Origin of the sequence: Actinoplanes sp. DH11 (assembly GCF_020873875.1) — a bacterium.
GTDB lineage: Bacteria > Actinomycetota > Actinomycetes > Mycobacteriales > Micromonosporaceae > Actinoplanes.
Window position 1 is genome coordinate 150,441 of record NZ_JAHWGU010000008.1, and the last position, 11,414, is coordinate 161,854.

An 11,414-nucleotide genomic window follows, 5' to 3' on the forward strand; every position below is an offset into this window, starting at 1 on the left:
ATGCGCCCGGCCGACCTCATCACCGCCTGGGAGCGGGGCCTGCGCCGGTCACCGGCGGGGCGGGCGCAGGCGCTGCTGGAGGCGGCCGGTGTCGATCGGGCGGACGGTCTCGCGCTGACCGTCGGGCAACGGGACGCCCTGCTGATGGACCTGCGCGCGGAACTGTTCGGCACGCGGATCAGCGGGGTAGCCGGCTGCCCGGCGTGCGCGACCGTCCTGGAACTCGGTTTCGTCCTCGACGACGTGCGCACGGTCTCACCGGAGCCGGCGCCGGGCCCGGTGGAGGTCACCATCGAGGTCGACGGGTACGCCGTACGGGCCCGCCCACCGACCGGAGGTGACCTGGTCGCCCTCGAAGGCGCCGGACCGGACCGGGCGCTGCGGACGCTGCTGACCTGCTGCGTCGTCGACGCCCACCACGGCGGCGTGACGGTCGGCCCGGACGATCTGCCGCCACGGGTGGTGTCGCGGCTGGCCGGGCGGCTCGCCGCGGCCGACCCGCAGGCCGACGTCCGCCTCGACCTGACATGCCCGGCCTGCGCCCGCACGTGGTCGGCCGCGTTCGACATCGTCACGTTCCTGTGGCGCGAGCTCGACTCGTGGGCGCGGCGGCTGGCGCAGGACGTGCACACCCTCGCGACCGCGTACGGCTGGGCCGAGGTCGACATCATCGCGATGAGCCGGTCACGGCGCGGGCTGTATCTGGAACTGGCCCGGCGATGAGCGACTTCCTGAACCACCTCGTGGCCCGTGCCGCCGGCACCGCGGAGCAGATCACGCCCCGGCCCGCTTCCCGGTTCGAACCGGCCGGGTGGGAGCCGGACGCCGACTTCGAGGAGCTGGCGGCAACCAGGAGACGCCTGGTCAGCGAACCGCACGTGCCGGCTGGACCGTTGCGCAAGCTGTCGCCGGGCCTGCCGCCTGTCGTCGCGCGTCCTGAGCGACTGCCGGCCGCCGATCCATTGCCGGAACCGGCACTGGCGGTGCCGGCCGCCGCAACCGCGCCGTTGGCCACCATCGCGGCCGAGGCCGGCCCGCCGGGCCACCGCAGCGCCGCGGTCGATGTCGTCGAAGCTCGCCGGGTCGAGGTCACGACCCACCGGGCCGTGGTGGGCCGGCCGCCCGTTGAGCAGGTGACGGCCACGCCGGCCGTGCCCGCGCGGGTTGACGCCCCACCCGTACACCTTGAGCTGCGGCCGGATCCGCCATCGCCGCTCGTGCCGGACCGCGGACCCGCGACCGGGCGCCGCTCCCCCGGGCCGGACCCCGCGCCGAGTGTTACCCCGGCGGCGGACCGGGTGCCCCGCGATGCCGGGGAGGTCCGCGTCGAGCGGGGGGCCGAAGCGGTATCGGTGACCGGGCCCCCGGCGCCCTACCGGGTCGGCCTTGCACCGCGACTCGACGATGTCGTCAGCCGTCGGCCCGCCGCGACGGAGCCGCCGCGGCAGGCCGAATCGCACACGCCGGTCGCCGGGCCGGCGAACGTCGAGGTTCACATCGGCCGGATCGAGATTCGCAGCGCCGCGACACCGCCACCGGCCGCCCGCAAGCGGGCCGAACGGTCGCGGGTGATGCCCCTCGACGAGTACCTGACACGGCGGCGGGGGAGATCCTGATGGCCAACCATCTGGCGATCGCCACCGTCACCGAGGCGCTGCGGCAGCGTCTCGCCGCCGCCATCGACCCGGTCCTCTCCGGTGTGCAGGTCGAAACCCGCCGCCCCGAGGCCACCGACAGCCCGCAGGCCAGCCAGGTGACGATATTCCTGTTCCGGGTCTCCCCCAACGCCGCCCTGCGCAACAGCGACCTGCCCGCCCGGACCTCCGACGGCCTGGAGGTGCGGCGGCGCCCACGGGTGGCCTTGGATCTGCACTACCTGCTCAGTTTCTCCGGCGATGAGCAGACGTTCGTGCCGCAGCGGATGCTGGGCGCCTCCCTGAGCGTCCTGCACAGTGTGCCCAGCCTGAGCCGGACCGAACTGGAGAACGCCGCGACCGACGGCGGCCCGGCGCTGGCCGGCTCGGACATCGCCCGCGAGACGGAGTCGGTGAGGTTCACACTCAGCGACCTGAGCCTCGATGAGCTCTCCCGGCTGTGGTCGGTCTTCTTCCAGACGCCGTACCGGCTCTCGGTCGTCTACGCGGCCAGCGTCGTGCTGATAGAGGCGGACATCGCCACCCGGGCCGCGCTGCCGGTGCGGCAGGGCCGGGCCGAGGCGGTGCCGCTGCGGCGCCCCGAGATCACCGGGGTGAGCGCCGCTGGTGACGTCCACGGCGTCGTCGGCGCCGCCGCCGAACTGGAGATCGTCGGCCGCGCCCTGCGCGGGCGCGCCACGGCGGTCCGTTTCGACGGCGGCGACCCGGTGCCGGTACGCACGGCGACCGACCGGCGGATCACCGCCGGCGTCACGGGACTGACCGCCGGGGTGCACGGCGTGCAGGTCACCCATGAGATCCTGCTCGGCGACCCGGCCGTCGCGCACCGCGGCGGCGAGTCGGAGACCGCCGCCTTCGTGCTGCGGCCCGCGGTCACCGTCACCGCCGATGCCGCCGATCTGGTCGCCACGTTCGATCCGCCGTTGCGCGCCGGGCAGCGGGTCCGCCTGCTGCTCAACGAGGACGTCGCCGACGCGCCCGCCTTCCACCGGCTGGAGCCGGCTGCCGAGTTCCCGGACGGCGCGACGAGTGTGCGTTTCCCGCGCGGATCCGCCGCCGCCGCCACGTACCTGGCGCGGGCGCAGGTCGACGCGGCCGAGAGCCCGGTGGCGCGGGTGGTGCTGCCGTGACCGTGACCGACCCGGACGACCGGCTGATGCGGGCCACCATGACGTGGCTGCGGGCCCTGCTTGTGCCGCCGCGTCGGCACTCCTGGCTCGCCGGGTGGCGGCGGGCGGCGGCGCGGCGCGCGCGGACCGCGGTCGAGGAGGCGCTCGACGGCGACCCGCCGCCCCGCTTCACCGAACTGTGCCGGGTGTTCCGGCTGCGGCCGTTCGAACGGGATGTGACGCTGCTGTGCCTCGCCCACGCGGTGAGCACGGAGATCGCGCGGCGCTGCGCGGCGATGCCGGAGAGCGCGGGGGACGCGCCGACGTTCGCGCTGGCCCTGGGACTCGCGATGGACCCGGAGTACGACGGTGCGCCGCCCGCCAGGCAGGCCACGATGACCCGCGTCGCCGCCGTGCCGGACTGGGATGCGCTGGCGCCGGACCGGCCGTTGCGCGCCCGGCGCCTGCTGGAGCTGACTCAGCCGCCGGGACGGCCGCTGATCAGCAGCGCGCTGCGGCTGGACGAGCGCATCGTCAACCACGTCCGCGGGCACAGCCACCTCGACGCGCGGCTGGCCACCCTGATGGAGGCGGCACCGGCCGATCCCGACGGGCAGTTGACGGCGTCACAGCGGGGATGGCTCGATGCGGCGCTGGACCGGCTGCAGCGGCTGTCCGCCGAGCAGCCCCGGTTGCTCGTCCAGCTGCCCGGCGGGGACGCCGCCACCAAACGGCTCTTCGCGGGCTGGCTCGCCGGCGCCGCCGGGCTGGCCCTGTACCGGATGCGGCTGGAGCACGCCGAATCCGCGCTGGACGTGCCCACCCTGGCCGCGCTGTGGAACCGTGAGCAGCATCTGCAGGACGTGGCGTTGCTGATCGAGGCGACCGACCCGGGCCTGCTGCTGACCCGGCTGCTGGACCGGCTCTGCGGCCTGGTGTTCCTGGACGTGCGTGACCCGCTCGCCTACGACGACACGACGCTGGTGCTCGATGTCGCCAGGCCCACACCGGATGAGCAGCGGGCTCTGTGGCGGCAGGTCCTCGGCGACGGCGGCGACTGGCCGGAACGTCTCGCCGGGCAGTTCGACCTCAACGCCGGTGAACTGATGGAGGCGCTGGCGATCGCCCACGACGACAGCGTGCCGACGGCCCGGGTGGGCGCGCTGGTGTGGGACGCGTACCGGGCGCGGGCCCGGCCGCTGCTGGAGGGCCTGGCCCAGCGGATCGTCACCGGCACGACCCTGGCCCACGTGCAGCTGCCGGAGGCCGAGAGACAGCTGCTGGAGCAGGTGCGGGACCAGGCCGCGCACCGGGTCCGCGTCTACGACCGGTACGGGTTTCGCGCCCGGCTCGGTCGCGGGCTGGGCATCACCGCGCTGCTCACCGGCGAGAGCGGCACCGGCAAGACGCTGGCCGCCGAGGCGCTCGCCAACGAGCTGCGGCTCGACCTGTACCGCATCGACCTGGCGGGCGTGGTCAGCAAGTACATCGGCGAGACGGAGAAGAACCTGCGCCGGGTCTTCGACGCCGCCGAGCAGAGCGCCGCGGTGCTGCTGTTCGACGAGGCCGACGCCATCTTCGGCAAACGCAGCGAGGTGCAGGACAGCCACGACCGGTACGCGAACATCGAGGTCAGCTACCTGCTGCAGCGCATGGAGGCGTACCGGGGCCTGGCGATCCTCACCACGAACATGAAGAGCGCGCTGGACCCCGCGTTTCTGCGCCGGCTGCGGTTCGTCATCGCCTTCCCGTTCCCCGGACCCGCCGAGCGGCTGCGGATCTGGCAGGGCGTGTTCCCGGCGGCCGCGGACGGCAACGCGCCGCCGGGTGTCGGCGCGCTCGACATGGCGGCGCTGGCCCGGCCCAGCCTCACCGGTGGGCAGATCCGCAACGTCGCGCTGAACGCGACCTTCCTGGCCGCGGCGCGCGGCGGGGACGTGACGATGGCGCTGCTGGCCGAGGCGGCGCGCACCGAACTGCGCAAGAGCGGGCGGCCGTTCGTGGCCGCCGACTACACAGGATGGCGGGCGGCATGACCATTCGCGTGCACATCGGGCGGCTGATCGTCCACGACGCACCGGCGGGCCTGGACCGGGAGGCGCTGGCGCGAGCGGTGAGCGCCGAGCTGATCCGGCTGCTGGGCGAGGCACCACCGGGGCCGGCCGTGCGGTCGGACCTGCGGGAGGCGGACATCGGTGCGCGGGCAGGCACCGCGGAAGGTTTCGGCGCGCAGGTCGCGGCGGCGGTTCACCACGCGATGCGGGAACCGCGATGAGCACGCTGGGGCAGATGTCGCCGCGGATCCTCAAAGGTGGGATCGCCCTGATCGATCCCGGCACCGGGCGGGTCGAGCGGGTCATCGCGCTGCAGTACAACCCCGAGACGATCACCCGCACCCTGCAGGCGCAGACGATCGGCGACGGGGGTGACGCAGACCGGTCGCAGGCGCTGCGGCTCACGGGGCCGCCGGTCGAGTCGTACCAGCTGGACGCCGCGATCGACGCCGTCGACCAGCTCGCCGACGCCGACGAGGACGCCGTGCGGTACGGCGTCCAGCCGTACCTGTCGGCGCTGGAGCTGCTGTTGTATCCCACCAGCGCGCAGCTGGCTGAGCAGCACGCCGCCGCCGGCCGCGGTGAGCTGGAGATCGCGCCACTGGAGGCGCCGCTGGCGCTGTTCATCTGGAGCACCAGCCGGGTCGCGCCGGTACGGATCACCAGCTTCAGCGTCATCGAGGAGTTCTTCGACACCCGGCTCAACCCGATCCGTGCACGGCTCAGCCTGGGCATGCGGGTGCTCAGCGTCAGCGACCTCGGCTACGACCATCGCGGTGGTGCGCTGTTCCTGCGCTACCAGCAGCAGAAGGAGCGGCTTGCGGGCAACTCCCCGGCCGCCACCGCGGCGGCACTCGGCCTGCGGGAGGTGCCGTCGTGACCGTCGAGGACCAGCAGGACCGGCTGGCCGCCCTGCTGCAGCCGCCGCCGCTGGGCGCCACCCGGTTCCCGCCCGGCAGCCGGTACGCGGGAATCGGCACCGACGTGTACGACGCCGGCGGGGAGCGCCCGATCGTGTACCTGCGGCGCCGGTTCGTCCCGCACCCGCAGCGGCTCGCCACGATCGGGTGGCATGTGGTGAACGCCGGTGAGCGTACCGACCACATCGCGGCGGCACGGCTTGACGATCCGGAGCTGTTCTGGCGGCTGTGTGACGGCAACCGGGCGGTCTTCGCCGAGGACCTGGTGCGCGAACCCGGCCGGCGCCTGCGGATCACCGCCCCGGACGGCGTCCCCGGGGTGACGCCGTGAGCGGCGCCGTGACGCTGGCGCTGTTCATCGGCCCGGCGGTCCCGCTGCCCGCGCCGCGCGTGGTGATCGACGCGCTCACCGACGTCACGGTCAGCGCCGGCACGGGCGACGGCGACGGTTTCGAGCTGCGGCTCGGCATCGGCCGTGACAACGCCGCCCTGCAGACCCATTTCCTGCTCGCCGGCGGCCTGGTTCCGCCGCTGATCCGGGTGGTCATCGCGGTCACCGTGCGGGGTGTTCAGCAGGTGCTGATGGACGGGGTCGTGACACAGGCCCAGATCGCCCCGGACACCGGCGGCGGGGCGACGCAGCTCGTCGTCAAGGGCCGCGACCTGAGCCAGGTGATGGACAGCGTGGACCTCAGCGGGCTCTTCTCGTACCCGGCGATGCCGCTGGAGGCCCGCGTCGCCCTGATCCTGGCCAAGTACGCGGTCCTGGGTGTGCAGCCGTCGGTCATCCCCACACCCACGATCGACGTCAACAACCCCCTGCAGAGAATCGAACAACATTGGGGTACGGACCTCGCGTACCTGCGTGAGCTGGCAGACATGGCCGGCTACACGTTCTACGTCGAGCCCGGCCCCACTGTCGGCGCCAGCATCGGCTACTGGGGTCCGGTGCTGCGTGTCGGGCCGCCGCAACGTGCCCTCAACGTCGACATGGACGCCGAGACCAACGTCCGCGACATCAGCTGCACCTTCGACAGCGACGTGGCCAGCATGCCGATCGTCAGCATCGAGAACCCGCTCACCCAGGTGCCGGCGATACCGGTGCCGCTGGGGTTGACCAATCCCCTCGACCCGCCGTTGGCCGCGATCCTGCCGATCCCGAAGGATTTCCCGATCGTCGCCGACAGCGCGTTCCGGGGTTTCCCCCGCGCGCTCATGAGGGCCTGGGCCGACCAGGCGGCGAGCAACCGCAGCGTCACCGCGCAGGGCAGCCTCGACGTGCTGCGCTACGGGCAGGCGCTACGGCCGCGCCGCATGGTGGGCCTGCGCGGCGTGGGCGCCGCCTTCGACGGCCTCTACTTCATCCAGCAGGTCACCAGTTCGATGCGGCGCGGCGAGTTCACCCAGTCGTTCACGCTGGTCCGCAACGGCCTGGTCTCCACGGTGGAAAGGATCCCGGTGTGACCGCGCAGTCATCGGCCGGTCCGGCGGCCCGTCGCAGCCGGCCGCAGTATCTCGGCAAATACCGCGGCACCGTGCTGCCCGACGTCGATCCGGAGGGCAGGGGGCGGATCAAGGTCCAGGTGATCGGTGTCTTCCCGGTCGCGTCCTCCTGGGCCGAGCCGTGTTTCCCGGTGGCCGGCGCCGGGACCGGCGTCGTGGCGGTGCCGCCGGCAGGCGCCGGCGTGTGGGTCGAATTCGAACGTGGCGATCCCGACCACCCGATCTGGGCGGGCTGCTACTTCCTCAACACGTCGGAGGTTCCGCCGCTGGCGCAGCGCGTCACGCCGCCGGTCGCAGCCGTGACCGCGCAGACGCCGCTGGGCAACGCGATTCAGGTCAGCGACGCCGCGCCGGCCAAGGACAGTGGTGGGATCGTGCTGCGCAGCGCGAACGGGGTGTCCATCGTCGTGAATGACTCGGGCATCGTCCTGAGCGACGGCAAGGGCGGCGAGATCACCATCGCCAACGGCACAGTGAAGATCAACGGCGGCGCCTTCGAGGTCCGGTGAGGCGGCCGACATGACCGGATACCTGCTCACCGTCGCCGATACCGCGCAGTGCACGCACGCGGCGGCGGCCTCCGTGCGAACCGGCAACACCAGGGTGCGCGCCGGACAGAATGCGGTGATCATCGCCGATGACCTGCACACGGTCGCCGGCTGCCCGTTCACGCTGCCGAACGGCAAGCCGCAGCCGTGTGCCTCGATCACGTGGGCGCCGGCCACCCGGGTGTTCGTCAACGGCAGACCCGCCGTGGTGCAGCAGACCGGCTCGGGGCAGGGCATGTGCCGCAGCGCCGAACAGATCCCGCAGGGCCCGCCGCAGGTCGTTAGCGTGCAGACCCGGGCGAAGGGAGTGTGAGTGATGGACGTGGATCACCCGTGGCACTACGACCGGCGCGGCCGGACCGCGGACACGAACTATGCGGACCACATCCGCGACATGGTCACGCTGCTCGTGCTCACCAGCCCCGGCGAACGCGTCAACCGGCCGGGCTTCGGATGCGGCCTGCGCGAGCTGGTCTTCGCACCGAACAGCCCCGACCTGGCGGCCGCGCTGCAGTTCATCATGCAGGCCACCATCCAGCGTGAGCTCGGTGACGTGCTCACGATCGAGGACCTGCGGCTCGTCTCCGTCGCCGACGCGCTGCGGGTGAGCGTGGGCTACGTAATGCTGGCCACCGGCACGCGGGTCGACATGGTCACCGAGCAGGGGATGCAGCCGTGAGTGGGCCGCACCACGGCGCCGACCGCAGGCGTGCGCGGCTGCGCCGCACCGCATGGCTCAACGGCCTGGACTACGTCGAGGTGGAGGGCGACGAGAACCAGCCGGAACTGCACGTGTACCTGTTGCGGTCGTTGCCGCACGGCGACGACCGGCGCCCGTTCACCGCCGCCAACGTGGTCATCGAGGGCGGGCCGGTGGGCGAGGAGATCACCGTGCGGGGCGACGCGGAGTTCACGCGGGCGCCCGATCCGGCCCGCGACGATCATGCGGTGCTGCACCTGAGCCGCCGGGGCGGCCACGCGCGCTACACACTGCGCCTGCGGGCGACACCGGACGCGCCGCTTCCCGACATCGATCCCCGCTACAGCGCGGTGTCGTTCACGTTCGAGGCCGGCACGGTCACCGACGTCGACTGTCTGCTGCCGCCGCCGGCCGCCACCGCGCCACCGGCGGCGGTCCCGGAGCTGAGCTACCTGGCCAAGGACTACGCGAGTTTCCGGCAGCTGCTGCTCGACCGGCTCGCCACCACGATGCCGGCCTGGCGGGAGCGGCACGCCGCGGACCTCTACCTGACGGTGCTGGAGGTGTTCGCCTACGAGGCCGACCGGCTCAGCTACGCCCAGGACGCGGTGGCGACCGAGGCGTATCTCGACACCGCCCGGCTGCGCCGCTCGATCCGCCGGCACGTACGGCTGGTGGACTATCCGATGCACGAGGGGTGCAACGCGCGTACCTGGGTGATGCTGCGGGTCAGCGGCGATCCGGTGGTACGGGCGGACCGGATCGCCTTCCTGACCCGGCCGCCGGGCGTACCCGCCGATCGTGTCCTGCTGGGTACCGAGGACCTCGAACGCGCCGGCCGTCTCCGGCCGGAGGTCTTCGAACCGCTGATCGCCGCGCGCCCGGCGACCGTCGTCACCGGCGACATCGTGCATCCCCGGCGGCTGGCACGGCGGCTGCTCAGTGAGCCCGGCGCCGCCTTCGACCAGCTACGGGCACGGTTGCCGGACGCGGGCGCGCTCGAACGCGACGACCTGACGACGCCCGCGCTGCTGGAGCTGCTCGCCGAGCGGTTGACCGCGCTCGTGCGCGATCCCGGATGGGCACTGCGCGACGACGACGCCACCTGCCGGGTGCTGCGCCGGCACGGCACGCTGACCGCGCTGACCGGCGACCGGATCGTCGAACACAACCGGGCCGAGCTCGACGGCATGTTCGGCGGCGAACTGTCCGGTCCGGGCCGGCTGCACCTGCACGAGTCCCTCAACGACATCCGGATCTACCCGTGGCGGCAGACCAGCCATGTGCTGCCGGCCGGGGCCGTGTCGGCGACACTGGCCGATGCCTGGGCCGGCGAGCCGCCGGTCCGCGAGCTGCGCCGGCTGCGGGTCGGCGAGGTGCTCGTCTTCGAGGAACGGCTCGGTCCGGCGAGCGGCCAGGCCGCGGACGCCGACCCCGCTCATCGGCACGCGGTCCGGCTGACCAGCGTGGAGCCGGCCACCGACGCGATCGACGACCGGCCCATCGTCGAGATCGGCTGGTCCGCCGCCGACGCGCTGCCGTTTCCGCTCGTGGTCACCGGTCGCGGGCCCGCTCCCGACTGCGCGGTGCTGCGGGATGTGACGGTCGCGCACGGCAACGTCGTGCTCGCCGACCACGGTGAGACGGCGCCCGGCCCGGTGGGGCTGCGTGACCGTGACCGCACCATCATGGCCGGGCCGTTCGAACCGCCCGACGAGGTGGTCACGGTCGCCGATCCCACGTTCTGCTGCACCGATTGCGGCGGTGTGGCGCAGGTGGACGCCGCCGTCCGGCCGTACGAGCCACAGGTACCCCGCTCGCCCGTCGTGTTCGCCGCGCCGGTGCGGTTCGACGCCCCGGCTCACGACGCCCTGGAACAGGATCCCGGCCGGGCCCTGCCGGCGCTGACCGTGTTCGGCCCGGTGACCCGCCCGACAGCCGGCGAGGACACCGTGGAACGGCCGGTCGGCGACGGGCCGGCGCTGCGCTACGAACGCTGGCGGGCCCACCGTGACCTGCTGGCCGCCGGACCGGCCGACCGTCACCTGGTGGTGGAGGTCGACGACGACCGTGTCGCGCACCTGCGGTTCGGCGACGGGCAATGCGGTGCCCGGCCGCGGCCCGGCAGCCGGATGCTGGTGTCCTACCGCGTCGGTGGCGGGGTGGCCGGCAACGTCGGCGCGGACATGATCCGGCATGTGCTGGTGCGCGGCGGCGTCAGCGGTGGCCGCATCGTCGGCGTGCGCAACCCGTTGCCCGCGGTCGGCGGCATCGACCCCGAACCGGTCGAGCAGGTGCGGCTGCGGGCGCCGCACGCGTTCCGTACCCGCCTGGAGCGGGCGGTCACCGCCGGGGACTACGCGGCGATCGTGATGCGCGACTACGCGGGCCGGATCCAGCGGGCCGCCGCGACCCTGGCCGAGACAGCGGCCGGGGTGACGATCACCGTCGCCGTCGACCCGGCGGCGGCCGGCGACGCCCCGCCGGAGCTGCTCGAGGAGATCACGGCGCATCTGGAGCGGTACCGCCGGATCGGCCATCGCGTCGAGGTCACCGCGGCCGAGTACGCGGCGATCTCGCTCGCCGTGACGGTCTGGGTGCGGCCCGGCCATCAGCCCGGCGCGGTGCGCGGCGCCGTCCTGGACCGGCTGGGCAACCGGGTGCTCGCCGACGGCACCCTCGGTTTCTTCCATCCCGACGCGCTGACCTTCGGCCAGCCCGTCGCGATCAGCCGGCTGATCGCGGCGATGGCCTCGGTCGGAGGCGTCGAACGGGCCGACGTCACGAGACTCCACCTCGTCGCCGACGGTGCCGGACTGCCCGCCGACGACGTCCTGGTGATCGAACCCGGGAGGATCGCCCGGCTCGACAACGACCCCGACCGGCCCGAACGGGGCTCCCTGACCATCACGACGGAGGTGTGAC

The 11,414-nt window shown here is 73.5% G+C and carries 12 protein-coding genes; all 12 read left to right on the top strand.

Annotated features, from left to right (window positions below):
- The 12 genes from LPA41_RS13940 to LPA41_RS42965 are packed head-to-tail and all read left to right on the top strand — an operon-like array spanning position 1 to position 11,413.
- A complete protein-coding gene (locus tag LPA41_RS13940; RefSeq protein WP_229070779.1) occupies positions 1 to 723 on the top strand; it encodes a hypothetical protein in 723 nt (240 codons plus the stop codon).
- A complete protein-coding gene (locus LPA41_RS13945) occupies positions 720 to 1,616 on the top strand; it encodes a hypothetical protein (protein ID WP_229070780.1) in 897 nt (298 codons plus the stop codon). Before LPA41_RS13940 ends, LPA41_RS13945 begins: the two co-directional genes overlap by 4 nt.
- The gene (locus LPA41_RS13950) at positions 1,616 to 2,785 is read left to right on the top strand and encodes a DUF4255 domain-containing protein (RefSeq protein WP_229070781.1); all 1,170 of its coding nucleotides are present in this window, start codon (positions 1,616 to 1,618) and stop codon (positions 2,783 to 2,785) included. Before LPA41_RS13945 ends, LPA41_RS13950 begins: the two co-directional genes overlap by 1 nt.
- Positions 2,782 to 4,800 carry an ATP-binding protein gene (locus LPA41_RS13955; protein ID WP_229070782.1) on the top strand — a complete coding sequence of 673 codons (2,019 nt, stop codon included), beginning with the start codon at positions 2,782 to 2,784 and terminating at the stop codon, positions 4,798 to 4,800. Before LPA41_RS13950 ends, LPA41_RS13955 begins: the two co-directional genes overlap by 4 nt.
- Complete coding sequence (locus tag LPA41_RS13960) at positions 4,797 to 5,039, top strand: hypothetical protein (RefSeq protein WP_229070783.1); 243 nt, start codon at positions 4,797 to 4,799, stop codon at positions 5,037 to 5,039. The genes LPA41_RS13955 and LPA41_RS13960 overlap by 4 nt, the downstream gene beginning before the upstream one ends.
- Positions 5,036 to 5,698, top strand: a complete 663-nt coding sequence (locus LPA41_RS13965) for a hypothetical protein (protein WP_229070784.1) — start codon at positions 5,036 to 5,038, stop codon at positions 5,696 to 5,698. The genes LPA41_RS13960 and LPA41_RS13965 overlap by 4 nt, the downstream gene beginning before the upstream one ends.
- On the top strand, positions 5,695 to 6,069 hold the full coding sequence (locus LPA41_RS13970; protein WP_229070785.1) for a hypothetical protein: 375 nt from the start codon (positions 5,695 to 5,697) through the stop codon (positions 6,067 to 6,069). The genes LPA41_RS13965 and LPA41_RS13970 overlap by 4 nt, the downstream gene beginning before the upstream one ends.
- Positions 6,066 to 7,202, top strand: coding sequence for a hypothetical protein (locus tag LPA41_RS42960; RefSeq protein WP_229070786.1), 1,137 nt, complete (start codon positions 6,066 to 6,068; stop codon positions 7,200 to 7,202). Before LPA41_RS13970 ends, LPA41_RS42960 begins: the two co-directional genes overlap by 4 nt.
- Positions 7,199 to 7,750 carry a phage baseplate assembly protein V gene (locus LPA41_RS13980; protein WP_229070787.1) on the top strand — a complete coding sequence of 184 codons (552 nt, stop codon included), beginning with the start codon at positions 7,199 to 7,201 and terminating at the stop codon, positions 7,748 to 7,750. Before LPA41_RS42960 ends, LPA41_RS13980 begins: the two co-directional genes overlap by 4 nt.
- Positions 7,751 to 7,760: 10 nt before the next feature.
- Entirely contained in the window at positions 7,761 to 8,102 is a 342-nt protein-coding gene (locus LPA41_RS13985) for a hypothetical protein (protein ID WP_229070788.1), read from the top strand.
- A 3-nt stretch (positions 8,103 to 8,105) separates the two neighbouring features.
- On the top strand, positions 8,106 to 8,468 hold the full coding sequence (locus LPA41_RS13990) for a GPW/gp25 family protein (RefSeq protein WP_229070789.1): 363 nt from the start codon (positions 8,106 to 8,108) through the stop codon (positions 8,466 to 8,468).
- On the top strand, positions 8,465 to 11,413 hold the full coding sequence (locus LPA41_RS42965) for a putative baseplate assembly protein (RefSeq protein ID WP_229070790.1): 2,949 nt from the start codon (positions 8,465 to 8,467) through the stop codon (positions 11,411 to 11,413). Before LPA41_RS13990 ends, LPA41_RS42965 begins: the two co-directional genes overlap by 4 nt.
- Position 11,414 lies beyond the last annotated feature (1 nt).

Excerpts from the sequence above, each read along its gene's own strand:
- LPA41_RS13940 (WP_229070779.1), top strand. The coding sequence starts at position 1 with ATGCGCCCGGCCGACCTCATCACCGCCTGGGAGCGGGGCCTGCGCCGG.
- LPA41_RS13945 (WP_229070780.1), top strand. The coding sequence starts at position 720 with ATGAGCGACTTCCTGAACCACCTCGTGGCCCGTGCCGCCGGCACCGCG.
- LPA41_RS13950 (WP_229070781.1), top strand. The coding sequence starts at position 1,616 with ATGGCCAACCATCTGGCGATCGCCACCGTCACCGAGGCGCTGCGGCAG.
- LPA41_RS13960 (WP_229070783.1), top strand. The coding sequence starts at position 4,797 with ATGACCATTCGCGTGCACATCGGGCGGCTGATCGTCCACGACGCACCG.
- LPA41_RS13965 (WP_229070784.1), top strand. The coding sequence starts at position 5,036 with ATGAGCACGCTGGGGCAGATGTCGCCGCGGATCCTCAAAGGTGGGATC.
- LPA41_RS13985 (WP_229070788.1), top strand. The coding sequence starts at position 7,761 with ATGACCGGATACCTGCTCACCGTCGCCGATACCGCGCAGTGCACGCAC.
- LPA41_RS13990 (WP_229070789.1), top strand. The coding sequence starts at position 8,106 with ATGGACGTGGATCACCCGTGGCACTACGACCGGCGCGGCCGGACCGCG.